Below are 22,978 nucleotides of genomic sequence, written 5' to 3'. Positions count from 1 at the left end.
GAGTCATGACAGACCGGGCCCAGCCCTGGAAGCAGGGGGTAACCGACCGACCAAGGACTGAGGAGCACATGTCTGCCGAGAGCACGCCGGTACCCGGCACACCCCCGGAACCCGGCCCGGGCGGCCCCCGCCACCGCGCCCCGGGCCGCCGCCGGGCCCCCCGCGGCAAGCGGCGCAAGGGCCTGCTGATCACGGCCTGGGCCGCCGCGGGCGTCGTGGCCCTGGGCGGCGCCGGCGTCGGGTACGTGTACTTCAAGCTCAACGGCAACATCAAGAGCGTCGACATCAACCAGGCCCTCGGCGGCCACCGTCCCCTGGACGTCGACAACGGCTCGCAGGACATCCTCGTCCTCGGCTCCGACACCCGCTCGGGCACCAACAAGAAGCTCGGCGGCGGCACCGACGACGGCTCGGCCCGCTCGGACACCGCGATGGTCGTGCACGTCTACAAGGGCCACAAGAAGGCGAGTGTGGTGTCCATACCGCGGGACACCCTCGTCGACCGGCCCTCCTGCACCGACGGCGAGGGCGTCACCCACGACGCCGCGTCGCAGGTCATGTTCAACTCCGCGTACTCCACCGGCGGCGCCGCCTGCGCGGTCAAGACCGTCGAGTCGATGAGCGGCATCCGGATGGACCACTACATCGAGGTCGACTTCAGCGGCTTCGAGAAGCTCGTGGACGACCTCGGCGGCGTGGACATCACCACGACGAAGGACATCTCCGACCCGGACAGCCACCTGAAGCTGAAGGCCGGCAGCCACACGCTCGACGGGAAGCAGGCGCTCGGCCTGGTCCGCACCCGGCACGGCGTCGGCGACGGCTCGGACCTCGGCCGCATCCAGCTCCAGCAGGCGTTCATCAAGGCGCTGGTCGACCAGGTCAAGGACCTCGGCGTGCTGACGAACCCGAAGAAGCTGTTCGACGTCGCCGACACCGCCACCAAGACCGTCACCACCGACTCCGACCTCGGCTCGGTCAAGGAGCTCGCGTCCTTCGCCGGCGGCCTCAAGGGCATCAGCTCGTCGAAGATGCGCATGGTCACCATGCCGGTCGCCTACGACAGCGCGAACGCCAACCGCGTCCTCGTCGAGAAGACCAAGGCCGAGCAGGTCTGGACGGCCCTCGAGGACGACCGGCCGATCCCGAAGTCCGCGACCGAGGGCACCGCGACCGGCGAGGCCAAGGGCGTCGTCAGCTCCGGCTGAGCGGCACGGGCACCCCTCCCGGGGCCGGGCCGGAGGGCCCCGGGGAATAGATCGTCCCCCACCCCGGTTTTGGGGGATGCGCCCAGTCCTGGCAGACTGGTACGTCGGCTCCGGTTCACGCACCCGCATCCCGCGGCGGCGACCCGGCGCCCTCCCGAAACTAGGAGACACCCTTGAAGCGCGACATCCACCCCGAGTACGTCGAGACGCAGGTCAGCTGCACCTGTGGCGCGTCGTTCACCACCCGCAGCACGATCTCCAGCGGCACCGTCCGTGCCGAGGTCTGCTCCGAGTGCCACCCGTTCTACACGGGCAAGCAGAAGATCCTCGACACCGGTGGCCGTGTGGCCCGCTTCGAGGCCCGCTTCGGCAAGGCTGCCGCTGCCAAGAAGTAGCGAGCCCACAGCGCCGGTCTCCGGTGTCCCCGCGCAGGGGACGCCGGGACCGGCGCTTTGCGGTGCAGCCCCCATTCGTCGTACCTACGTCCCGCCGCTCGTCAACCGGCGCGGGACAGCCCATTGGAGCCGGAGATGTTCGAGGCGGTCGAGGAACTCATCGGTGAGCACGCCGATCTGGAGAAGAAGCTCGCTGACCCGTCGGTCCACGCCGACCAGGCCAACGCGCGCAAGCTCAACAAGCGCTACGCCGAGCTGACCCCGATCGTCGCGACGTACCGCTCCTGGAAGCAGACCGGGGACGACATCGGCACGGCGAAGGAGTTCGCCGTCGACGACCCCGACTTCGCCGCCGAGGTCAAGGAGCTGGAGAAGCAGCGCGAGGAGCTCACCGAGAAGCTGCGCCTGCTGCTCGTTCCGCGTGACCCCAACGACGACAAGGACGTCATCCTGGAGGTCAAGGCCGGCGCCGGCGGCGACGAGTCCGCCCTGTTCGCCGGGGACCTCCTGCGGATGTATCTCCGGTACGCCGAGCGCGTCGGCTGGAAGACCGAGATCATCGACGCCACCGAGTCCGATCAGGGCGGCTACAAGGACGTCCAGGTCGCCGTGAAGACCAAGGGCGGCAACGGCGCCACCGAGCCCGGCCAGGGCGTCTGGGCCCGCCTGAAGTACGAGGGCGGCGTGCACCGCGTGCAGCGCGTGCCCTCCACCGAGTCGCAGGGCCGCATCCACACCTCCGCCGCCGGCGTGCTCGTCACGCCCGAGGCCGAGGAGGTCGACGTCGAGATCCACGCCAACGACCTGCGGATCGACGTCTACCGCTCCTCCGGACCCGGCGGCCAGTCCGTCAACACCACCGACTCCGCGGTGCGCATCACCCACCTGCCCACCGGAGTCGTCGCCTCCTGCCAGAACGAGAAGAGCCAGCTGCAGAACAAGGAGCAGGCGATGCGTATCCTGCGCTCCAGGCTCCTCGCGGCGGCCCAGGAGGAAGCGGAGCGGGAGGCCGCGGACGCCCGCCGCAGCCAGGTCCGCACCGTCGACCGCTCCGAGAAGATCCGCACGTACAACTACCCCGAGAATCGCATCTCGGACCACCGCGTCGGCTTCAAGGCGTACAACTTGGACCAGGTGCTCGACGGTGACCTCGACGCCGTGATCCAGGCGTGTGTGGACGCGGACTCGGCGGCCAAGCTCGCCGCCGCGTAAGGCACGTACCAGCAAAGCCGTACGACAACAGCTCAGCCCCGGAGGACCAGCGTGCAGCAACATCTTGGGGGGCGACCCCCGAACCCCCGCAGCGTGCTGCTCGCGGAAGTGGCCCAGGCCACCCAGCGCCTGGCCGACGCCGGCGTGCCCTCGCCGCGCAACGACGCGGAGGAGCTCGCCGCCTTCGTGCACGGCGTGAAGCGGGGCGAGCTGCACACAGTCAAGGACATCGACTTCGACGCCCGGTACTGGGAGGTGATCGCGCGCCGCGAGGCGCGCGAACCGCTCCAGCACATCACCGGCCACGCCTACTTCCGCTACCTGGAACTCCAGGTCGGCCCCGGCGTCTTCGTGCCCCGGCCCGAGACCGAGTCCGTCGTCGGCTGGGCCATAGACGCCGTACGCGCCATGGACGTGGTGGAACCCCTCATCGTCGACCTGTGCACCGGCTCCGGCGCCATCGCCCTCGCCCTCGCCCAGGAGGTCCCGCGCTCACGTGTGCACGCCGTGGAGCTGTCCGAGGACGCCCTGAAGTGGACGCGGCTGAACGTCGAGGGGTCCAGGGTCGACCTGCGCCAGGGAGACGCCCTGGAGGCCTTCCCGGACCTCGACGGCCAGGTCGACCTGGTCATCTCCAACCCGCCGTACATCCCCCTCACGGAATGGGAGTACGTCGCCCCGGAGGCCCGCGACTACGATCCCGAACTCGCCCTGTTCTCCGGCGAGGACGGACTCGAACTCATCCGCGGCATCGAGCGCACCGCGCACCGGCTGCTGCGCCCCGGCGGCGTCGTCGTGATCGAGCACGCCGACACCCAGGGCGGGCAGGTGCCGTGGATCTTCACCGAGGAGCGGGGCTGGGCCGACGCGGCCGACCACCCGGACCTCAACAACCGGCCGCGGTTCGCGACCGCCCGCAGGGCGATGCCGTGAGCGCGCCCACCGTTACGACAAACCAGCAGTACGTGTACGAGGAGGCCCGCTAGATGGCACGGCGATACGACACCAACGACGCGACCGACCGCGCGACCGGGCTGCGCGAGGCCGCGTCCGCTGTCCGCCGTGGCGAGCTCGTGGTGCTGCCGACCGACACCGTCTACGGCATCGGTGCCGACGCGTTCAGCTCCGAGGCCGTCGCCGACCTGCTGGACGCCAAGGGCCGGGGCCGCAACATGCCCACGCCCGTCCTCATCGGCTCCCCGAACACGCTGCACGGCCTCGTCACGGACTTCTCCGAGATGGCCTGGGAGCTCGTCGACGCGTTCTGGCCCGGCGCCCTCACCCTCGTCGCCAAGCACCAGCCGTCCCTCCAGTGGGACCTCGGGGACACCCGCGGCACCGTCGCCGTGCGCATGCCGCTGCACCCGGTCGCCATCGAGCTGCTCACCGAGGTCGGCCCCATGGCCGTCTCCTCCGCGAACCTCACCGGACACCCGTCTCCCGAGAACTGCGACGCCGCGCAGGAGATGCTCGGCGACTCCGTCTCGGTCTACCTGGACGGCGGCCCGACCCCGGGCATCGTGCCGTCGTCGATCGTCGACGTGACCGGCAAGGTGCCCGTGCTGCTCCGCGAGGGGGCACTGTCCGCCGAAGAGCTGCGCAAGGTCGTACCCGACCTCGAGGTGGCGAATTGACAGCCCCTGACGCGGGGCGTGGCATAGGCACGGGGATCACGGGGACCAACGGGTCCCCCCAGGGGTCCTTCCGCATCCTCCACGTCAGCACCGGCAACGTGTGCCGCTCGCCGATCACCGAGCGGCTGACCCGCCATGCCCTGGCGGACCGCCTCGGCGACCCCTCGTGGGGCGGGCTGATCGTGGAGAGCGCCGGCACCTGGGGCCACGAGGGCGCGCCCATGGAGGCCAACGCCGAGGCCGTCCTCGCGGACTTCGGCGCGGACGCCTCCGGGTTCGTCGGACGCGAGCTGCTCGACGACCACGTCATCAGGGCCGACCTGGTGCTGACGGCGACCCGCGACCACCGCGCCCAGGTCATCTCCATGGGCCACTCGGCGGGCCTGCGCACCTTCACCCTCAAGGAGTTCACCCGGCTGGTGCGCGCCATAGACCCGGCCACGCTGCCGCCCCTGGACGACGGGGTGGTCGCGCGCGCACGCGCCCTGGTGCGCGCCGCGGCGGCTCTACGCGGGTGGCTCCTCGCCCCGACGGCCGAGGCGGACGAGGTGTACGACCCGTACGGCGCCCCGCTCCCGTTCTTCCGCTCCGTCGGCGACGAGATCAACGAGGCGCTCGATCCGGTCGTCACGGCGCTGACGGGTGTCCCCGCCCGGACCTGACACCGGGCGTGCCACCGGTCCCGGTCCTACATTGGACGTAAGCCACGCCCCGCCGAGGTCCGGAGCCCACCATGCCGGTCACACCCACGCTCGAAGCGGACGTCCTGCGCCGCCAGGACCCGGAACTCGCCGACGTCCTGCTCGGGGAGCTCGACCGGCAGTCGACGACCCTTCAGCTCATCGCCGCGGAGAACTTCACCTCGCCCGCCGTGCTCGCCGCCCTCGGGTCACCGCTCGCCAACAAGTACGCGGAGGGCTACCCGGGCGCCCGGCACCACGGCGGCTGCGAGCTCGTCGACGTCGCCGAACGCCTCGCCGTCGACCGCGCCAAGGCCCTGTTCGGCGCCGAGCACGCCAACGTGCAGTCGCACTCGGGCTCCTCCGCGGTCCTCGCCGCGTACGCCGCGCTGCTGCGCCCGGGGGACACCGTGCTGGCGATGGGCCTGCCCTACGGCGGCCACCTCACACACGGCTCGTCCGCGAACTTCTCGGGCCGCTGGTTCGACTTCGTCGGATACGGCGTCGACGCGGAGAGCGGGCTCATCGACTACGAGCAGGTGCGGGCGCTCGCCCGCGCGCACCGCCCGAAGGCCATCGTGTGCGGCTCGATCTCCTATCCGCGGCACATCGACTACGCGGCCTTCCGGGAGATCGCCGACGAGGCAGGCGCCTACCTGATCGCCGACGCCGCGCATCCGATGGGGCTCGTCGCCGGGGGAGCGGCGCCCAGCCCGGTGCCGTACGCCGACGTCGTGTGCGCCACCACCCACAAGGTGCTGCGCGGTCCGCGCGGCGGGATGCTGCTGTGCGGGAGCGAACTGGCGGAGCGGCTGGACCGGGCGGTCTTCCCGTTCACGCAGGGCGGCGCGCAGATGCACACGATCGCCGCCAAGGCCGTCGCCTTCGGTGAGGCGTCGACGCCGGCCTTCTCGGCGTACGCCCACCAGGTGGTCGCCAACGCGCGTGTGCTGGCCGCGGCGCTGGAGGGACAGGGGCTCACGGTCACGACCGGCGGCACCGACACCCACATGCTGACCGCGGACCCGGCGCCGCTCGGCGTGGAGGGGCGCACCGCCCGCGGCAGGCTCGCCGCCGCGGGACTGGTCCTCGACACCTGCGCCCTGCCGCACGGGGACGCGCGGGGGCTGCGCATCGGCACCGCCGCGGTGACCACGCAGGGCATGGGCGAGGCGGAGATGGTGCGGATCGCCGTACTGTTCGCGAACGTGCTGCGGGACGGGGCCGAGGCCAGGACGGCACGTGAAGAAGTGCGGGAGCTGACCGGAAGATTTCCGCCCTATCCCGGCTGACGACGGGTGGGTGGCGATGCGGGCACAGCCACTCGTGCAACCATCGTCGCTACCCGGAAGTCCTCACTCATATGCGCGCGAAGCTAGGGTGTGGGGCTGTGATGGCCAGCGAGACCTGTGGGGAAGCCCGTGCGTGAATACCTGCTGACGCTCTGCATCACGGCCGCGGTGACGTACCTGCTGACAGGGCCGGTACGTAAATTCGCGATCGTGGCCGGAGCCATGCCGGAGATCCGGGCGCGTGACGTGCACCGGGAACCCACTCCGCGGCTCGGCGGGATCGCGATGTTCTTCGGACTGTGCGCGGGCCTGCTGGTCGCGGACCACCTGGAGAACCTGAACGAGGTCTTCGCCAGCTCGAACGAACCGCGGGCGCTGCTGTCCGGGGCGGCGCTGATCTGGCTGATCGGTGTCCTGGACGACAAGTTCGAGATCGACGCCCTGATCAAGCTGGGCGGCCAGATGATCGCCGCGGGCGTGATGGTCATGCAGGGTCTGACGATCCTGTGGCTGCCGATCCCGGGTGTCGGCCTGGTCGCGCTGACCCAGTGGCAGGGCACGCTGCTGACGGTGGCACTCGTCGTCATCACCATCAACGCCGTCAACTTCGTGGACGGCCTGGACGGGCTCGCCGCCGGCATGGTGTGCATCGCCTCCGCCGCGTTCTTCCTGTACGCGTACCGCATCTGGTACAGCTACGGCATCGAGGCCGCCGCCCCCGCGACGCTGTTCGCGGCGATCCTGATGGGGATGTGCCTGGGCTTCCTGCCGCACAACATGCACCCCGCCCGGATCTTCATGGGCGACTCCGGCTCGATGCTCATCGGGCTCGTGCTGGCCGCCGGCGCGATCTCCATCACGGGGCAGATCGACCCCGACGCGATGAACCTGTTCTCCGGGTCGGAGCGCAACACGGTGCACCAGACGGTGCCCGTGTACATCCCGCTGCTGCTGCCGCTGACGATCATCGCGGTGCCGGCCGCCGACCTCGTGCTCGCCATCGTGCGGCGCACCTGGCGCGGCCAGTCGCCCTTCGCGGCCGACCGCGGGCACCTGCACCACCGTCTGCTGGAGGTCGGCCACTCGCACAGCAGGGCCGTCCTGATCATGTACTTCTGGTCGGCGGTGATCGCCTTCGGGGCGCTGGCCTACTCGGTGAACTCGGCGTCCATGTGGATCGTGCTCGGCGTCATGCTGTTCAGCGCGGTCGGCCTGGTGCTGCTCCTGCTGCCGCGCTTCACTCCGCGCACCCCGCGCTGGGCCGAGCGCTTCGTGCCGCCGCGCTACCGCCGTCGCGGGGCCGTCGACACCGCGCGGGACGAGGGCGAGGAGTCCGCCGCGTACGAGCCCGGCGAGGAGGAGCCGCGCACCCCTGTGGTCACGGGCGTCTCAGGCGTCAACGGGGCCACGGCAGTTGGGGTCCGCGAGCGCCGGCTGGACCGGCGCGGGGCGGGGTCCTCGCACTGACGGAAGGTAAGAATCCCGCAAGAGCCGTGCCCGCGAAAGGGCCCATTACCAGACAAGTTGGCCCCGATCTTGCACAGACGCGCGGATTAACTCTCATGTGTGACGCCGAGCACACCAAGCAGGTAAAGACCTCATCAAATAGTTTGTGATACCGTTCACGAGAACCCCGGGCTGGAGCCGAAGGACCGTGATGCGACGGTCTCTTGGCGTGAGGTCACCACTCGACCCGGGACTACGCTCGTCCATGACGACACGCCCCCTTAGCAAGCGGAGTTGCCGCCATGCCGTCCAATGACGCCCGGATTCTCCTTCAGGCCGCTGTGCCCACAGCTGCCGTCGGCGCGATCGCCGCCGTCGTCAGCGCCGTGGTCGCCGGCGGCAAGGGAGCCCTCGGGGCGCTCGTCGCGACGCTGGTCGTGATCCTCTTCATGGGTCTCGGGCTCTACGTTCTGCAGCGCGTCGCCGCCACGCTTCCGCATCTGTTCCAGGCGATGGGACTGCTGCTCTACACGGCGCAGATCCTGCTGCTCTTCATCTTCGTCGCCGTGTTCAAGAACACGACGCTGTTCAACCCCAAAGCCTTCGCGATCACGTTGGTCGCCGCCACGCTCGCGTGGATCGGCGCCCAGGCGCGCGCCCACATGAAGGCCAAGATCCTCTACGTCGAACCCGACTCTTCGAAGGGCGACAAGCCCGAAAAGTCGGAGCACTCGTCGTGAGGGGTAGGGCCGGGATAAAGGCGCGTAGGAGATCCTGCTATCGTCCGGTGCCAACTGCGGCATCGCGGGCGCGGGCATCTGAGCTGACGCCTGCTCAATCGCGAGGCTTGATGCCCCACAGCCGCCCTCACATCCGTAACACCAGTCCAGTGCCGAACCGCGGCTGCGCGCCGCGCCGACACAACGAGGTTGCCGTACCTATGCGCCACGCTGAAGGAGCCCGCGGTGAGTGCTGACCCGACGCAGGTGCTCGCCTTCGAGACCGACTGCCACATCTTCGACGGCTGTGGATTCCCGGCTCCCGGCCTGCACTCGTTCCTGTTCGAGCCCCTGTGGGGCGACGGTGACAGCAACGTCTACTTCAACAAGACGATGCTCCTGGCGCTGCTCGGCTCGCTGGTCGTCGTCGGCTTCTTCTGGGCCGCCTTCCGAAAGCCGAAGGTTGTCCCGGGCAAGCTCCAGATGGTCGCCGAGGCCGGCTACGACTTCATCCGTCGTGGCGTCGTCTACGAGACGATCGGCAAGAAGGAAGGCGAGAAGTACGTCCCGCTGGTCGTCTCGCTGTTCTTCTTCATCTGGATGATGAACCTCTGGTCGATCATCCCGGTCGCCCAGTTCCCGGTCACCGCGATCATCGCGTACCCGGCGGTCCTCGCCCTGATCGTCTACGTCGTCTGGGTCTCGCTGACGTTCAAGCGGCACGGCTTCATCGGCGCGTGGAAGAACATCACCGGCTACGACAAGTCGCTGGGCCCGGTTCTGCCGCTCGCCATGTTCATCGAGCTTCTTTCGAACCTGATCGTGCGGCCGTTCACGCACGCAGTGCGACTCTTCGCGAACATGTTCGCGGGGCACACGCTGCTGCTGCTGTTCACGATCGCCAGCTGGTACCTGCTCAACGGGTTCGGGATCGTCTACTCGGGCGTCTCGTTCATCATGGTCCTCGTCATGACGGCCTTCGAGCTGTTCATCCAGGCCCTGCAGGCGTACGTGTTCGTGCTGCTGACCTGCACGTTCATCCAGGGCGCGCTCGCCGAGCACCACTGAGCGACCCACCCCAAGACCCCCTAGTTGTTCGGTGGCCAACCCCCACCGGCCAGTTCACAGCAAAGGAATGCAGACATGATGAACCTCGCTGCCGAGGTCTCCGGCTCGCTCGGTTCCATTGGCTACGGTCTCGCCGCGATCGGCCCCGGCGTCGGCGTCGGCATCATCTTCGGTAACGGCACCCAGGCCCTGGCCCGCCAGCCCGAAGCCGCCGGTCTGATCCGCGCCAACCAGATCCTCGGCTTCGCCTTCTGTGAGGCGCTCGCCCTCATCGGTCTGGTCATGCCGTTCGTCTACGGCACCTGATCCAACCGATCAGCGACAGCCCACTAGACGAAAGGCACTGACATGAGCCAGCTGCTCATTCTGGCGGCCGAGGAGAAGGAAAACCCCCTCGTCCCGCCGATCCCCGAGCTTGTCATCGGCCTGATCGCCTTCGTCATCGTCTTCGGCTTCCTGGCGTGGAAGCTCCTCCCGAACATCAACAAGGTTCTGGAGCAGCGTCGCGAGGCCATCGAGGGCGGTATCGAAAAGGCCGAGGCCGCTCAGACCGAGGCCCAGAGCGTTCTTGAGCAGTACAAGGCTCAGCTCGCCGAGGCTCGGTACGAGGCCGCGCGTCTGCGCCAGGAGGCGCAGGAGCAGGGCGCCACGCTCATCGCCGAGATGCGTGCGGAAGGCCAGCGGCAGCGCGAGGAAATCATCGCCGCCGGTCACACCCAGATCGCGGCCGACCGCAAGTCCGCAGCTCAGGCGCTGCGCCAGGACGTGGGCAAGCTCGCCACCGACCTGGCCGGCAAGCTGGTGGGCGAGTCCCTCGAGGACCACGCCCGGCAGAGCCGCACGATCGACCGTTTCCTCGACGAGCTCGAGGAGAAGGCCGAGGCCGCGCGATGAACGGAGCGAGCCGCGAGGCCCTGGCAGCCGCACGTGAGCGTCTCGACGCGCTGACGGACTCGACGTCCGTGGACGCGGCGCAGCTCGCCGACGAGCTGGCCGCCGTCACCGCGCTGCTCCACCGCGAGGTGTCGCTGCGTCGGGTCCTCACCGACCCGGCGCAGCCCGGCGAGGCGAAGGCCGAGCTGGCCCGGCGCCTCCTCGGCGGCCAGGTCAGCGGTACGACCGCCGACCTGGTGTCCGGTCTGGTGCGCTCCCGCTGGTCGCAGCCGCGTGACCTGGTCGACGCCCTGGAGGAGCTGGCGAGCATCGCCGAGCTCACCAAGGCGCAGCAGGCCGGCGCGCTCGACGACGTCGAGGACGAGCTGTTCCGGTTCGGCCGGATCGTCTCCTCGAACACCGAGCTGCGCGCCGCGCTGACCAACCGGGCCGCCGGCCGGGCGGCCAAGGGCGAGCTGCTGCGCAGCCTGCTCGGCGGCCGGGCCCACCCGGTGACCGAGCGACTGGTGACCCGCCTCGTGACCGTGCCGCGTGGACGTAGCCTGGAATCGGGACTGGAGTCCCTGTCCAAGCTCGCCGCCGCGCGCCGGGACCGCATGGTCGCCGTCGTCACCTCGGCGGTACCGCTGAGCGACGGACAGAAGCGGCGCCTCGGCGACGCCCTGGCCAAGCTCTACGGCCGCCGGATGCACCTCAACCTCGACGTGGACCCCGAGGTCCTCGGCGGGATCCGGGTGCAGGTCGGTGACGAGGTCATCAACGGCTCCATCGCGGACCGGCTCGAAGAGGCCGCCCGCCGCATGGCGAGCTGACAGCAACTTCATAAGCAAGAACGCAGTAGTCGCGGCCCTGGTTGGGCCGTTGCAGAGGATTCACCTCTTTCAGGGGGGATCCCAACCCCCCAAAGTGAAACTTCGGGCCCAACAAGGAGAGCAGGGAACCCAGATGGCGGAGCTCACGATCCGGCCGGAGGAGATCCGGGACGCGCTGGAGAACTTTGTCCAGTCGTACAAGCCGGACGCGGCCTCGCGCGAGGAGGTCGGTACGGTCACCCTTGCCGGCGACGGCATCGCGAAGGTCGAGGGCCTCCCCTCGGCCATGGCCAACGAACTGCTGAAGTTCGAGGACGGCACCCTCGGCCTTGCGCTCAACCTCGAAGAGCGCGAGATCGGCTGCGTGGTCCTCGGTGAGTTCAACGGTATCGAGGAGGGTCAGCCGGTCACCCGTACCGGCGAGGTCCTGTCGGTCGCCGTGGGCGAGGGCTACCTCGGCCGCGTCGTCGACCCCCTCGGCAACCCGATCGACGGCCTCGGCGAGATCGAGACCAGCGGTCGTCGCGCCCTGGAGCTGCAGGCCCCGGGCGTCATGGCCCGTAAGTCGGTGCACGAGCCGATGGAGACCGGCTACAAGGCCGTCGACGCGATGACCCCGATCGGCCGTGGCCAGCGTCAGCTGATCATCGGTGACCGCCAGACCGGCAAGACCGCCCTGGCCGTCGACACGATCATCAACCAGCGTGACAACTGGCGCACCGGCGACCCGAAGAAGCAGGTCCGCTGCGTCTACGTCGCCATCGGCCAGAAGGGCTCGACCATCGCCTCCGTGCGTGGCGCCCTCGAGGACGCCGGCGCGCTGGAGTACACGACCATCGTCGCCGCCCCGGCGTCCGACCCGGCCGGCTTCAAGTACCTGGCGCCGTACACCGGTTCGGCCATCGGTCAGCAGTGGATGTACGAGGGCAAGCACGTCCTCATCATCTTCGACGACCTCTCGAAGCAGGCCGACGCCTACCGCGCCGTGTCCCTGCTGCTCCGCCGTCCGCCGGGGCGCGAGGCCTACCCCGGTGACGTCTTCTACCTGCACTCCCGTCTGCTGGAGCGCTGCGCGAAGCTCTCCGACGACATGGGCGCGGGCTCGATGACCGGTCTGCCGATCGTCGAGACGAAGGCCAACGACGTCTCGGCGTTCATCCCGACCAACGTCATCTCCATCACCGACGGCCAGTGCTTCCTGGAGTCGGACCTGTTCAACGCCGGTCAGCGCCCCGCGCTGAACGTCGGTATCTCCGTCTCCCGAGTCGGTGGTTCCGCGCAGCACAAGGCGATGAAGCAGGTCTCCGGCCGACTGCGTCTGGACCTCGCCCAGTACCGTGAGCTGGAGGCCTTCGCCGCCTTCGGTTCCGACCTGGACGCGGCCTCGAAGTCCCAGCTGGAGCGCGGTCAGCGTCTGGTCGAGCTGCTCAAGCAGCCGCAGTACCAGCCGATGCCGACCGAGGACCAGGTCGTCTCCGTGTGGGCCGGTACCACCGGCAAGATGGACGACGTCCCGGTCGAGGACATCCGCCGCTTCGAGAAGGAGCTCCTGGAGCACCTGCACCGCAAGGAGCAGGGCCTCATGACCTCCATCAAGGAGGGCGGCAAGATGTCGGACGACACGCTGACCGCCGTCGCGGACGCCATCACGGAGTTCAAGAAGCAGTTCGAGACCTCGGACGGGAAGCTTCTCGGCGAGGACGCTCCGGCCGCCGCCAAGTGACGTAAGGAAGGGACCTGACTCATGGGAGCCCAGCTCCGGGTCTACAAGCGTCGCATCCGATCCGTCACCGCGACCAAGAAGATCACCAAGGCGATGGAGATGATCGCCGCCTCGCGCGTCGTCAAGGCGCAGCGCAAGGTGGCGGCCTCCACGCCGTACGCGACCGAGCTCACCCGTGCGGTCACGGCGGTCGGTACCGGGTCGAACACGAGGCACCCGCTGACCACGGAGGCGGAGACGCCGACGCGTTCCGCGGTGCTGCTCCTCACGAGCGACCGCGGACTGGCCGGCGCCTTCAACTCCAACGCCATCAAGGCGGCGGAGCAGCTGACCGCGCGTCTCGAGGCCGAGGGCAAGGAGGTCGACACGTTCATCGTCGGCCGCCGTGGTCTGGCCCACTACAACTTCCGCGAGCGCAAGGTCGTGGAGTCGTGGTCGGGCTTCACCGACGAGCCCTCGTACGCGGACGCGAAGAAGGTCGCGGGTCCGCTGATCGAGGCGATCGAGAAGGACACGGCTGAGGGCGGCGTGGACGAACTCCACATCGTCTACACCGAGTTCGTCTCGATGATGACGCAGACGGCGATCGACAGCCGGCTGCTCCCCCTCAGCCTCGAAGAGGTCGCGGAGGAGACGTCCACCAAGGGCGAGATCCTTCCGCTGTACGACTTCGAGCCGTCGGCGGAGGACGTCCTCGACGCCCTGCTGCCGCGGTACGTCGAAAGCCGTATCTACAACGCGCTGCTCCAGTCGGCTGCCTCCAAGCACGCCGCCACGCGCCGCGCGATGAAGTCGGCCACCGACAACGCGGGAGACCTGATCACCACGCTCTCCCGACTTGCCAACGCGGCCCGCCAGGCCGAAATCACCCAGGAAATCAGCGAGATCGTCGGTGGCTCCGCAGCCCTCGCCGACGCGACCGCGGGGAGTGACAAGTAATGACGACCACTGTTGAGACGGCCGTTGCCACGGGCCGCGTCGCCCGGGTCATCGGCCCGGTCGTCGACGTGGAGTTCCCCGTCGACGCGATGCCGGAGATCTACAACGCCCTGCACGTCCAGGTCGCCGACCCGGCGCAGGAGGGCGAGCTCAAGACGCTGACCCTGGAGGTCGCCCAGCACCTGGGTGACGGCCTGGTCCGCACGATCTCGATGCAGCCCACCGACGGTCTGGTCCGCCAGGCCCCGGTGACCGACACGGGCACGGGCATCACCGTCCCGGTCGGCGACTTCACCAAGGGCAAGGTGTTCAACACCCTCGGTGAGGTGCTGAACGTCGACGAGACCTACGACGGCGAGCGCTGGTCCATCCACCGCAAGGCGCCGAACTTCGACGAGCTCGAGTCGAAGACCGAGATGTTCGAGACCGGCGTCAAGGTCATCGACCTCCTCACCCCGTACGTCAAGGGTGGAAAGATCGGCCTGTTCGGCGGTGCCGGTGTCGGCAAGACGGTGCTCATCCAGGAGATGATCTACCGCGTCGCCAACAACCACGACGGTGTCTCCGTGTTCGCCGGTGTCGGCGAGCGCACGCGTGAGGGCAACGACCTCATCGAGGAGATGGCGGAGTCCGGCGTCATCGACAAGACCGCGCTGGTCTTCGGTCAGATGGACGAGCCCCCGGGCACCCGTCTGCGCGTGGCCCTGGCCGGTCTGACCATGGCGGAGTACTTCCGCGATGTTCAGAAGCAGGACGTGCTGTTCTTCATCGACAACATCTTCCGCTTCACGCAGGCCGGTTCCGAGGTCTCGACCCTGCTCGGCCGTATGCCCTCCGCGGTGGGCTACCAGCCGAACCTGGCCGACGAGATGGGTCTCCTCCAGGAGCGCATCACCTCGACCCGCGGTCACTCGATCACCTCGATGCAGGCGATCTACGTCCCCGCGGACGACCTGACCGACCCGGCCCCGGCCACCACGTTCGCCCACCTCGACGCGACGACGGTTCTCTCCCGTCCGATCTCCGAGAAGGGCATCTACCCGGCCGTGGACCCGCTGGACTCCACGTCCCGCATCCTGGACCCCCGCTACATCGCGGCGGACCACTACAACACCGCGATGCGCGTCAAGACGGTCCTGCAGAAGTACAAGGACCTTCAGGACATCATCGCGATCCTCGGTATCGACGAGCTGGGCGAAGAGGACAAGCTCGTCGTCCACCGCGCCCGTCGCGTGGAGCGCTTCCTGTCCCAGAACACCCACGTCGCCAAGCAGTTCACCGGCGTCGACGGGTCGGACGTGCCGCTGGACGAGTCGATCACCGCGTTCAACGCGATCATCGACGGTGAGTACGACCACTTCCCGGAGCAGGCGTTCTTCCTGTGCGGTGGCATCGAGGACCTGAAGGCCAACGCCAAGGAGCTCGGCGTCTCCTGACGTCGGCCCCGCAATCGTGGCGAGAGGGGGCGGGTGCGTCCCGCCCCCTCTGTCACGCCTACTAGACTTTGACCCAACACCCGGCAGCAACGCCGGGTGGTGACCCGAGGAGCCCACCTTGGCTGCTGAGCTGCACGTCGAGCTCGTCGCCGCGGACCGCAGTGTCTGGTCCGGCGAGGCCACCCTGGTCGTCGCGCGTACCACGTCCGGCGACATCGGCGTCATGCCCGGTCACCAGCCGCTGCTCGGTGTGCTGGAGTCGGGCCCGGTGACCATCCGTACGAACGACGGTGCGACGGTCGTGGCCGCTGTGCACGGCGGTTTCATCTCGTTCGCGGACAACAAGCTCTCGCTGCTGGCCGAGATCGCCGAGCTGTCGGACGAGATCGACATCCAGCGTGCGGAGCGGGCGCTCGAGCGTGCGAAGTCGGACGCGGACGCGTCCGCCGAGCGTCGCGCGGACGTCCGACTGCGTGCGGTGTCGGCTCGCTGACCCCAGCACGCACGTAATGACGTGACTCAGCCGCGGCCGGGACTGGAGCAATCCAGACCGGGTCGCGGCTGAGGCGATGCGGGTGCTTTTTTCCGTTCCGTTACCTGCTTTACCTAGGAGACGAGGAGGTCGGTGTCGATGGTCCTCGCTCTGACTGTGTGCGGGTTGGTAGTGGCGCTCGTGGTGGTGGGGCTGTTCGTCTTCGGTCTCCGCCGCCGGCTGATCCAGCGCTCGGGCGGAACGTTCGACTGCAGTCTGCGCTGGGACGTCCCCGACAAGAGCGACCCCAACGGCAAGGGCTGGAGCTACGGGGTCGCCCGCTACAACGGCGACCGCATCGAGTGGTACCGCGTCTTCTCCTACGCCCCCCGGCCGCGCCGCACCCTGGAGCGCTCGGCGATCGAGGTGGCCGGCCGCCGTGCCCCCGAGGGCGAGGAGGAGCTGGCCCTGCTGTCCGACTCCACCGTCCTCACCTGCCTGCACCGCGGTACGCGTCTGGAGCTGGCGATGAGCGAGGACGCGCTGACCGGATTCCTCGCCTGGCTGGAGGCGGCCCCGCCCGGCCAGCGTGTCAACGTCGCCTGACCTGATCGACCTGCCTGCTTGCCTGCCTGCCCGACCTGACCTCACCTGGCCCGGCGCCGGAGTGCGCGGCGCGCGGGTGTGTGCCGGGACGGGCCCCAAAGAGGTGCGCCGCGGACGGGCCCGGGGGCCTGTCCGCGGCGCGGAGTGCGTCAAGGACGCCAGGGTCAGTTGAGACCGCTGTTGATGGCGCTCACCAGCTCACCGTTGCCGGTGTCGCCGCTGAACTCCCAGAAGAACGCGCCGCCCAGGCCCTGGCTCTTGGCCCAGCTCATCTTCGAGCCGATGGTGGCCGGGGTGTCGTAGCTCCACCAGTTGGTGCCGCAGTGCGCGTACGCCGTGCCGCCGACGGTGCCGGTGGCCGGGCAGGACGTCTTGAGGACCTTGTAGTCCTCGATGCCCTGCTCGTAGGTCCCGGTCGCCGGGCCGGTCGCGGTGCCGCCGGGCGCGGACTGCGTGACGCCCGTCCAGCCGCGGCCGTAGAAGCCGATGCCGAGCAGGAGCTTGCTCGCCGGGACGCCCTTGGCCTTGAGCTTGGAGATCGCCGCGGCGGAGGTGAAGCCCTCCTTCGGGATGCCCGAGTACGAGGTCAGCGGGGAGTGCGGGGCGGTCGGGCCCGTCTTGTCCCAGGCGCCGAAGTAGTCGTACGTCATCACGTTGTACCAGTCGAGCGAGGCGGCGGCGCCGCCGTAGTCGGCCGCGTCGATCTTGCCGCCGTCGCTGCCGTCCGCGGTGATCGCGGCGGTGACCAGGTTGTTGGCGCCGAACTTGGTGCGCAGGGCGGAGGTGAGGGTCTTGATCGCCGCCGGGCCGCTGGTGTCGCAGGTCAGACCGCAGGCGTTCGGGTACTCCCAGTCGATGTCGATGCCGTCGAAGACGTCGGCCCAGCGCGGGTCCTCGACCAGGTCGTAGCAGGACTGCGCGAAGGCGGCCGGGTTCTTCGCCGCGTCGGTGAAGCCGCCGGACCAGGTCCAGCCGCCGAAGGACCACAGGACCTTGATGTTCGGGTACTTGGCCTTCAGCTGGCGCAGCTGGTTGAAGTTGCCGCGCAGCGGCTGGTCCCAGGTGTCCGCGACTCCGCTCACCGACTGGTCGGCGGTGTACGCCTTGTCGTAGTCGGCGTAGGCGTCACCGATCGTGCACTTGCCGCCCTGGACGTTGCCGAAGGCGTAGTTGATGTGCGTGATCTTCGCGGCGGAGCCGGAGGTGACGAGGTTCTTCACGTGGTAGTTGCGGCCGTAGACGCCCCACTCGGTGAAGTAGCCGAGCTTGACCTTGCTTCCGGTGCCGGGGCCGGGGTCGGTCCCGCCGCCCGTGGTGTGCACCTTGACCGCGCCGCTCACCGGTCCGGTCTGGTCGGCGGTGTCGCGGGCCTGGACGGTGTACGAGTAGTCGGTGCCGGCGGTGAGGCCGGTGTCCGAGTACGAGGTGGTGGTCACCGTGGCGACCTTGGCGCCGTCGCGCAGGACGTCGTAGTTCTTGACGCCCTTGTCGTCGGTGGCCGCGCTCCAGGAGAGCTTCACCGAGGTGTCGGTGACGCTGGACGCGGTCGGGGTGCCGGGCGCCGAGGGGGCCGCGTCGCCGGGGACGGTGGTGCCGTCACAACTGCCGCCGTTGACCTTGCAGTTGGAGGGCGAACCGGAGCCGGTGCCGTTGAAGCCGAAGGAGACGGAGGCGCCGGCGGCGAGCGTGCCGCTCCAGGACTTGTTCTTGGCGGTCCAGTGGGTGCCGGAGCTGGTGACGTCGGCGTCCCAGGCCGAGGTGACGGACGTCCCGGAGGGGAAGTCCCACTCGACGGTCCACGAGCTGATGCTGGTGGTGCCGGTGTTCTTGACGGTCCACTTGCCCTCGAAGCCCGAGCCCCAGTCCTGGGTCTTGGCGTAGGTGGCGGTGACCGAGGTGGCCGCCGAGGCGGGGCTCGCGAGCCCGACCAGCGCGGCGAACGGGAGCAGCAGGGTGGTGAGACCGGCGACGGCTCTGAGTCTGGCTCTCTGCCTGAAGCGCATGGTGCCTCTCCTCTTGATTCTGTTCGCCTCCGGAGCGCTGCGACCGGCGGCGGGGATGTCGTGGGCATGGCTAGGCGCAGTGCGGCGAGAATAGAAAGGTCTGGACCACGGGTCAATAGGTCTGGACCAGTGAGCTTGCGGCGGACTAGACGCCCAACTCCTGCGCGAGCACGGCCGCTTGGACCCGGCTGCGCAGCTCCAGCTTCCCCAGCAGGCGGCTGACGTGGGTCTTCACCGTCGCCTCGGCCATGTCGAGGCGGACCGCGATCTCCGCGTTGGACAGCCCGCGGCCGAGGCAGGACAGCACCTCGCGTTCCCGGCGGGTGAGCGAGCCGAGGACGGACGGGGCGGCCGCCGGCTCCCGCACGGGCCCGGCGCCGAACTCCGCGATAAGCCGCCGGGTGACGGCCGGGGCGATCAGACCCTCCCCGCGCGCCACCGTCCGCACGGCCTCGAGCAGGTCCCTGGCGTCCGTGTGCTTCAGCAGGAACCCCGCCGCGCCGGCGCGCAGCGCCCCGAACACGTACTCGTCGAGGTCGAAGGTGGTGAGCACGAGCACGTCGGCCAGCTCCTCGGCGACGACCCGGCGGGTGGCCGCGACCCCGTCGAGCAGCGGCATCTGGATGTCCATCAGGACCAGGTCCGGCCGCAGTTCCCGGGCGAGCGCCACGGCCCGCTCACCGTCCGCGGCCTCGCCGACCACCTCGATGTCGGGCGCGCTGCCCAGGATGAGGACGAGCCCGGCCCGTACGGCGGCCTGGTCCTCGGCGACGAGCACGCGGATCATCGGGTTCCTCCCTGGCCGAGAGGCAGTGTGGCGCGCACCGTCCAGACCGTCCCGCAGGGGGAGCCGGGCGACTCCTCCGGGCCCGCCTCGAAGGTGCCGCGCAGCAGGGCGGCCCGCTCGCGCATGCCGATCAGACCGGCTCCGGAACCGGGTGCCCGCGGCCCGTCCCGGTCGCCGTACGGGCTGGTCACCCACACGGTGAGCACGCCGTCGTGCTGCGCGAGCCCGACGGTGACCCGGCCCTCGCCGGCGTGTTTGAGGGCGTTGGTCAGGGACTCCTGGACGATGCGGTAGGCGGCGAGCCCCACCGGCGCGGGCAGGCCGTCCTCGTGCGCGGCCTCCAGCTCGGCGTCGAGACCGTTGGCGCGGGCGCCCGCCACCAGCGCGCCGATCCCGTCCAGGGTCGGCGCCGCCGCCGGCTCCCGGCCGCCGCCGTCGTGCCGCAGGATGCCGATGAGCCGGCGCATCTCGGCCAGACCGTCGACGCTGTTCTCGCGGATGACGGCGAGGGCGTCCCGGGTGGTGCGCGGGTCGTCCAGGGACAGCGCGGCCGTGGAGTGGATGGCGATCGCCGACAGGTGGTTGGCGACCATGTCGTGCAGTTCGCGCGCCATCCGGGCCCGCTCCGCGGTGACCGCCTGCACGCGGTCCTTCTCGGCCAGCAGCGCGGTCTGTTCGGCCCGCAGCCGCTCGGTGTCGGCGGCGTCCCGGTGGTTGCGGACGACCACGCCCGTCACGGCCGGGCCGAAGGACACGATCCCGGTCAGGAAGCCGACGAGCAGCGCCTCGGGCGTCCGCCACCAGGCGAGGAACCCGATCGTCGTCGCCACGGTGACCAGCCCCGTGGTGACGGGCAGCCGCCGGGCGGTGGCCGGACTGCCGTACAGCGCCGCCGCGTACATCAGGTCGGTGTACATCAGGACGGTCACGACGCTGCCCCGGGTGAACTGGTCGGCGACCAGCGCCAGGGTGCCGGCCAGCACGGCTGCCCGCGGTCTGCTCCGGCGCAGCAGTTCGAGGCCCGCCATCACGGCGAGCGGGACCAGTACCCACGGCCCGGGAAGGAGCCCGGTCCCGTTGGAGTACAGGCCGAACGCCCACACCAGTACGCCGCCGAGCAGCCCGGCGAGCGCGACGTACACGTCGAAGCGGTGCGGGCGGGGGAGCGGGGCGGCCATGACCTCCATCCAACACGGCGGGCGGCCCCGGCGCGTGCTCCCGGCGGACGGTCCCGACTACATCGAAGGATGCAGTCGCACCTCGTCAGCGCCGACGACGCCCGGTCCCGCCGCGGACGGGAGCCTTGGGTGGTGAGGGAGAGGAGCGACCGTGGTCGTCGGACTGATCATCGCCTGTGAGGCCGGTTTCTGGGTGCTGCTGGCGGCCGGGCTCACCGCCCGCTACCTGCTGGGGCTGCGCCGGACCGGCCTGGCCCTGCTGCTGTGCGAGCCGCTGCTGGAACTGGTGCTGTTCGCGGTGACGGCCGTCGACCTGCGGCGGGGCGCCGAACCGGGCTGGGAGCACGGCCTGGCCGCCCTCTACCTCGGGTTCACCGTCGCGTACGGGCACCGCACGGTCCGGTGGCTCGACGCCCACGCGGCCCACCGCCTGGCCGGCGGACCGCCCCCGCCGAAGCCGCCCCGCTACGGCCTCGCGCGGGCCCGTCACGAGGGCGGGCTGTGGCTGCGCACCCTCGTGGCGGCGGCAGTCGCCTGCGCCCTGCTCCAGGGCGCGGTCGCCTACGTCGGCCAAGAGGGCGCCGAGCCCCTGCGCGCCTGGCAGGCGGTGGCGCTGCGGGCGGCCGGCATCCACGGCCTGATCGCGCTCACCTACCTGGTGTGGCCCAAGCGGCGCCCGGCGTCAGCGCTCCCCGCCCGGGACCCACAGGACGTCCCCGACTCCCTTGTTGGCCGTGCGGGCCAGGATGAACAGCAGGTCCGATAGCCGGTTGAGGTAGGTCGCCGTGAGCGGGTTCATCACCTCGCCGTGCACCTCCAGGGCCGCCCAGGTCGAGCGCTCGGCCCGGCGCACGACCGTGCACGCCTGGTGCAGCAGCGCCGCGCCGGGAGTGCCGCCCGGCAGGATGAAGGAGCGCAGCTTCTCCAGCCGCTCGTTGAAGCGGTCGCAGTCGGCTTCGAGGCGGTCGATGTAGAACTGCTCGACCCGCAGCGGCGGGAACTCGGGGTTCTCCACCACCGGTGTCGACAGGTCCGCGCCCACGTCGAACAGGTCGTTCTGGACGCGGGTGAGGACCTCGACGATCTCCTCCTCCAGCCCGCCGAGCGCGATCGCCGTGCCGAGGGCCGCGTTGGCCTCGTTGGCGTCCGCGTACGCCGAGATCCGCGGATCGGTCTTGGCGACCCGGCTCATGTCGCCGAGGGCGGTGGTGCCGGTGTCGCCGGTCCTGGTGTAGATGCGCGTCAGATTGACCATGTGGCCAGCGTAGTTACGCTCCGGCCCCGCGGAAGACCTGTGTGCCCACCGTCACGGCGCCCGCGGTCGGGCCGAGGGCCGTCAGGACGCCGGTGCTCAGGGGCGAGATGGGGGACCCGCTGAGGGGGAAGGCCCTCAACTACGCCGTACGAGCGGCGCAATGACCCGTGCCGGTGTGATGTCCGTCAGATGAGACGTGACGCGCATTACTTACCGGTCACAGCGGCCCTCACGAGCGCTAGGGTCCGCCGGAGAGGCTACATAAACAGCGTGTTAAGGGGAGTCGGAGTGGCACGGAAGCTCGCCGTCATCGGAGCCGGACTCATGGGGTCCGGTATCGCCCAGGTCTCCGCGCAAGCGGGCTGGGACGTCGTTCTGCGTGACGTCACCGACGAGGCGCTGACCCGTGGCACCGACGGAATCAAGGCGTCGTACGACAAGTTCGTGAGCAAGGGCAAGCTGTCGGCCGAGGACGCCGAGGCCGCGCTCGGGCGCATCACCACCAGCACCGACCTCGACGCAGCAGCCGACGCCGACATCGTCGTCGAGGCCGTCTTCGAGAAGCTCGAAGTCAAGCACGAGATCTTCCGTACGCTCGACAAGCTCGTCCGCGACGACACCGTCCTCGCCTCCAACACCTCCGCCATCCCGATCACCAAGATCGCGGCCGTGACGGAGCGCCCGGAGCGCGTCGTGGGCGCCCACTTCTTCTCGCCGGTCCCGATGATGCAGCTGTGCGAGCTGGTGCGCGGCTACAAGACGAGCGACGAAACCCTCGCCACCACACGGGAGTTCGCCGAGTCCGTCGGCAAGACCTGCATCGTCGTCAACCGCGACGTCGCCGGCTTCGTCACCACCCGGCTCATCTCGGCGCTCGTCGTCGAGGCGGCCAAGCTGTACGAGTCGGGCGTGGCCACCGCCGAGGACATCGATCTCGCCTGCAAGCTGGGCTTCGGCCACGCGATGGGACCCCTGGCCACGGCCGACCTGACGGGCGTCGACATCCTCCTGCACGCCACGAGCAACATCTACACCGAGTCGCAGGACGAGAAGTTCGCGCCGCCGGAGCTGATGCGCCGGATGGTTGACGCCGGTGACATCGGACGCAAGAGCGGGCAGGGCTTCTACAAGCACTGAATCCGTACGGCCCTTCCGGCCATCACCCCCCAGGGTGAATTCGGTATCGGTTCGCTTACAGACGGCAACCTCTGCGCCCTCA

General features: G+C 69.7%; 24 protein-coding genes. 20 read left to right on the top strand and 4 right to left on the bottom strand.

Annotated elements, in window-relative coordinates; translation table 11 throughout:
* Window positions 1-68: 68 nt before the first annotated feature.
* The 18 genes from ACFYQQ_RS09585 to ACFYQQ_RS09500 all read left to right on the top strand — a co-directional run bounded on the left by ACFYQQ_RS09585 (window position 69) and on the right by ACFYQQ_RS09500 (window position 16,536).
* The gene (locus tag ACFYQQ_RS09585) at window positions 69-1,208 is read left to right on the top strand and encodes an LCP family protein (protein WP_356169406.1); all 1,140 of its coding nucleotides are present in this window, start codon (window positions 69-71) and stop codon (window positions 1,206-1,208) included.
* A gap of 173 nt (window positions 1,209-1,381) precedes the next feature.
* Window positions 1,382-1,603, top strand: a complete 222-nt coding sequence (rpmE, locus tag ACFYQQ_RS09580) for a 50S ribosomal protein L31 (protein WP_010984345.1) — start codon at window positions 1,382-1,384, stop codon at window positions 1,601-1,603.
* Between the two features lie 135 nt (window positions 1,604-1,738).
* Window positions 1,739-2,815, top strand: a complete 1,077-nt coding sequence (gene prfA, locus ACFYQQ_RS09575) for a peptide chain release factor 1 (RefSeq protein WP_355780537.1) — start codon at window positions 1,739-1,741, stop codon at window positions 2,813-2,815.
* A gap of 93 nt (window positions 2,816-2,908) precedes the next feature.
* Complete coding sequence (prmC, locus tag ACFYQQ_RS09570; protein ID WP_355780534.1) at window positions 2,909-3,748, top strand: peptide chain release factor N(5)-glutamine methyltransferase; 840 nt, start codon at window positions 2,909-2,911, stop codon at window positions 3,746-3,748.
* 53 nt (window positions 3,749-3,801) lie between these two features.
* Window positions 3,802-4,449, top strand: a complete 648-nt coding sequence (locus ACFYQQ_RS09565) for an L-threonylcarbamoyladenylate synthase (protein ID WP_355780532.1) — start codon at window positions 3,802-3,804, stop codon at window positions 4,447-4,449.
* Complete coding sequence (locus ACFYQQ_RS09560) at window positions 4,446-5,111, top strand: protein-tyrosine-phosphatase (RefSeq protein WP_355780529.1); 666 nt, start codon at window positions 4,446-4,448, stop codon at window positions 5,109-5,111. Before ACFYQQ_RS09565 ends, ACFYQQ_RS09560 begins: the two co-directional genes overlap by 4 nt.
* 71 nt (window positions 5,112-5,182) lie before the next feature.
* Window positions 5,183-6,421: a serine hydroxymethyltransferase gene (gene glyA, locus ACFYQQ_RS09555; protein ID WP_355780526.1), complete on the top strand. Its 1,239-nt coding sequence runs from the start codon at window positions 5,183-5,185 to the stop codon at window positions 6,419-6,421.
* A 129-nt stretch (window positions 6,422-6,550) separates the two neighbouring features.
* Window positions 6,551-7,888: an MraY family glycosyltransferase gene (locus ACFYQQ_RS09550; RefSeq protein ID WP_355780523.1), complete on the top strand. Its 1,338-nt coding sequence runs from the start codon at window positions 6,551-6,553 to the stop codon at window positions 7,886-7,888.
* 281 nt (window positions 7,889-8,169) lie between these two features.
* Window positions 8,170-8,607 carry a hypothetical protein gene (locus ACFYQQ_RS09545; RefSeq protein WP_355780521.1) on the top strand — a complete coding sequence of 146 codons (438 nt, stop codon included), beginning with the start codon at window positions 8,170-8,172 and terminating at the stop codon, window positions 8,605-8,607.
* Window positions 8,608-8,832: 225 nt separating this feature from the next.
* Window positions 8,833-9,654 carry a F0F1 ATP synthase subunit A gene (atpB, locus tag ACFYQQ_RS09540; RefSeq protein ID WP_355780517.1) on the top strand — a complete coding sequence of 274 codons (822 nt, stop codon included), beginning with the start codon at window positions 8,833-8,835 and terminating at the stop codon, window positions 9,652-9,654.
* 75 nt (window positions 9,655-9,729) lie between these two features.
* Window positions 9,730-9,960: an ATP synthase F0 subunit C gene (gene atpE, locus ACFYQQ_RS09535; RefSeq protein WP_355780514.1), complete on the top strand. Its 231-nt coding sequence runs from the start codon at window positions 9,730-9,732 to the stop codon at window positions 9,958-9,960.
* Between the two features lie 42 nt (window positions 9,961-10,002).
* The gene (locus ACFYQQ_RS09530; protein WP_355780511.1) at window positions 10,003-10,548 is read left to right on the top strand and encodes a F0F1 ATP synthase subunit B; all 546 of its coding nucleotides are present in this window, start codon (window positions 10,003-10,005) and stop codon (window positions 10,546-10,548) included.
* Window positions 10,545-11,360 carry a F0F1 ATP synthase subunit delta gene (locus ACFYQQ_RS09525; protein ID WP_355780508.1) on the top strand — a complete coding sequence of 272 codons (816 nt, stop codon included), beginning with the start codon at window positions 10,545-10,547 and terminating at the stop codon, window positions 11,358-11,360. The genes ACFYQQ_RS09530 and ACFYQQ_RS09525 overlap by 4 nt, the downstream gene beginning before the upstream one ends.
* Before the next feature lie 133 nt (window positions 11,361-11,493).
* Complete coding sequence (atpA, locus tag ACFYQQ_RS09520) at window positions 11,494-13,083, top strand: F0F1 ATP synthase subunit alpha (RefSeq protein WP_355780506.1); 1,590 nt, start codon at window positions 11,494-11,496, stop codon at window positions 13,081-13,083.
* A gap of 21 nt (window positions 13,084-13,104) precedes the next feature.
* Window positions 13,105-14,022, top strand: a complete 918-nt coding sequence (locus ACFYQQ_RS09515) for a F0F1 ATP synthase subunit gamma (protein ID WP_355780503.1) — start codon at window positions 13,105-13,107, stop codon at window positions 14,020-14,022.
* Entirely contained in the window at window positions 14,022-15,458 is a 1,437-nt protein-coding gene (atpD, locus tag ACFYQQ_RS09510; RefSeq protein ID WP_355780499.1) for a F0F1 ATP synthase subunit beta, read from the top strand. Before ACFYQQ_RS09515 ends, atpD begins: the two co-directional genes overlap by 1 nt.
* A gap of 118 nt (window positions 15,459-15,576) precedes the next feature.
* Complete coding sequence (locus ACFYQQ_RS09505) at window positions 15,577-15,951, top strand: F0F1 ATP synthase subunit epsilon (RefSeq protein ID WP_356169420.1); 375 nt, start codon at window positions 15,577-15,579, stop codon at window positions 15,949-15,951.
* A gap of 138 nt (window positions 15,952-16,089) precedes the next feature.
* Complete coding sequence (locus ACFYQQ_RS09500; RefSeq protein WP_355785602.1) at window positions 16,090-16,536, top strand: DUF2550 domain-containing protein; 447 nt, start codon at window positions 16,090-16,092, stop codon at window positions 16,534-16,536.
* 164 nt (window positions 16,537-16,700) lie between these two features.
* On the opposite strand, the gene ACFYQQ_RS09495 is transcribed toward ACFYQQ_RS09500, so the two are convergent.
* From ACFYQQ_RS09495 to ACFYQQ_RS09485, 3 genes are all read right to left on the bottom strand, one after another.
* Window positions 16,701-18,539, bottom strand: a complete 1,839-nt coding sequence (locus tag ACFYQQ_RS09495) for a glycoside hydrolase family 18 chitinase (RefSeq protein ID WP_355785599.1) — start codon at window positions 18,537-18,539, stop codon at window positions 16,701-16,703.
* Window positions 18,540-18,684: 145 nt separating this feature from the next.
* Entirely contained in the window at window positions 18,685-19,326 is a 642-nt protein-coding gene (locus ACFYQQ_RS09490; RefSeq protein WP_355785596.1) for a response regulator transcription factor, read from the bottom strand.
* Window positions 19,323-20,504, bottom strand: coding sequence for a histidine kinase (locus ACFYQQ_RS09485; RefSeq protein ID WP_355785593.1), 1,182 nt, complete (start codon window positions 20,502-20,504; stop codon window positions 19,323-19,325). The genes ACFYQQ_RS09490 and ACFYQQ_RS09485 overlap by 4 nt, the downstream gene beginning before the upstream one ends.
* 151 nt (window positions 20,505-20,655) lie before the next feature.
* On the opposite strand from ACFYQQ_RS09485, the gene ACFYQQ_RS09480 reads away from it, so the two are divergent.
* Window positions 20,656-21,270, top strand: coding sequence for a hypothetical protein (locus ACFYQQ_RS09480; RefSeq protein WP_356169432.1), 615 nt, complete (start codon window positions 20,656-20,658; stop codon window positions 21,268-21,270).
* On the opposite strand, the gene ACFYQQ_RS09475 is transcribed toward ACFYQQ_RS09480, so the two are convergent.
* Window positions 21,187-21,759 carry a cob(I)yrinic acid a,c-diamide adenosyltransferase gene (locus ACFYQQ_RS09475; RefSeq protein ID WP_356169434.1) on the bottom strand — a complete coding sequence of 191 codons (573 nt, stop codon included), beginning with the start codon at window positions 21,757-21,759 and terminating at the stop codon, window positions 21,187-21,189. The two genes, ACFYQQ_RS09480 and ACFYQQ_RS09475, sit on opposite strands and share 84 nt — an antisense overlap.
* A gap of 288 nt (window positions 21,760-22,047) precedes the next feature.
* Between ACFYQQ_RS09475 and ACFYQQ_RS09470 the strand changes: the two genes are divergently transcribed.
* Window positions 22,048-22,896: a 3-hydroxyacyl-CoA dehydrogenase family protein gene (locus ACFYQQ_RS09470; RefSeq protein ID WP_355792605.1), complete on the top strand. Its 849-nt coding sequence runs from the start codon at window positions 22,048-22,050 to the stop codon at window positions 22,894-22,896.
* The last annotated feature ends 82 nt before the right edge of the window (window positions 22,897-22,978 follow it).

The organism is Streptomyces sp. NPDC005496, assembly GCF_042872045.1.
Classification (GTDB): Bacteria; Actinomycetota; Actinomycetes; order Streptomycetales; family Streptomycetaceae; genus Streptomyces.
The sequence above is the reverse complement of the archived record's forward strand: the minus strand, read 5'-3'. Positions and strand labels throughout refer to the sequence as shown.

Coding starts and splice junctions, on each gene's coding strand:
- ACFYQQ_RS09585 (WP_356169406.1), top strand. CDS start 69: ATGTCTGCCGAGAGCACGCCGGTACCCGGCACACCCCCGGAACCCGGC.
- atpD (WP_355780499.1), top strand. CDS start 14,022: ATGACGACCACTGTTGAGACGGCCGTTGCCACGGGCCGCGTCGCCCGG.
- atpE (WP_355780514.1), top strand. CDS start 9,730: ATGATGAACCTCGCTGCCGAGGTCTCCGGCTCGCTCGGTTCCATTGGC.
- ACFYQQ_RS09500 (WP_355785602.1), top strand. CDS start 16,090: ATGGTCCTCGCTCTGACTGTGTGCGGGTTGGTAGTGGCGCTCGTGGTG.
- ACFYQQ_RS09515 (WP_355780503.1), top strand. CDS start 13,105: ATGGGAGCCCAGCTCCGGGTCTACAAGCGTCGCATCCGATCCGTCACC.
- ACFYQQ_RS09545 (WP_355780521.1), top strand. CDS start 8,170: ATGCCGTCCAATGACGCCCGGATTCTCCTTCAGGCCGCTGTGCCCACA.
- atpA (WP_355780506.1), top strand. CDS start 11,494: ATGGCGGAGCTCACGATCCGGCCGGAGGAGATCCGGGACGCGCTGGAG.
- ACFYQQ_RS09525 (WP_355780508.1), top strand. CDS start 10,545: ATGAACGGAGCGAGCCGCGAGGCCCTGGCAGCCGCACGTGAGCGTCTC.
- ACFYQQ_RS09485 (WP_355785593.1), bottom strand. CDS start 20,504: ATGGCCGCCCCGCTCCCCCGCCCGCACCGCTTCGACGTGTACGTCGCG.
- ACFYQQ_RS09565 (WP_355780532.1), top strand. CDS start 3,802: ATGGCACGGCGATACGACACCAACGACGCGACCGACCGCGCGACCGGG.
- prfA (WP_355780537.1), top strand. CDS start 1,739: ATGTTCGAGGCGGTCGAGGAACTCATCGGTGAGCACGCCGATCTGGAG.
- ACFYQQ_RS09495 (WP_355785599.1), bottom strand. CDS start 18,539: ATGCGCTTCAGGCAGAGAGCCAGACTCAGAGCCGTCGCCGGTCTCACC.
- glyA (WP_355780526.1), top strand. CDS start 5,183: ATGCCGGTCACACCCACGCTCGAAGCGGACGTCCTGCGCCGCCAGGAC.
- ACFYQQ_RS09490 (WP_355785596.1), bottom strand. CDS start 19,326: ATGATCCGCGTGCTCGTCGCCGAGGACCAGGCCGCCGTACGGGCCGGG.
- ACFYQQ_RS09475 (WP_356169434.1), bottom strand. CDS start 21,759: ATGGTCAATCTGACGCGCATCTACACCAGGACCGGCGACACCGGCACC.
- ACFYQQ_RS09530 (WP_355780511.1), top strand. CDS start 10,003: ATGAGCCAGCTGCTCATTCTGGCGGCCGAGGAGAAGGAAAACCCCCTC.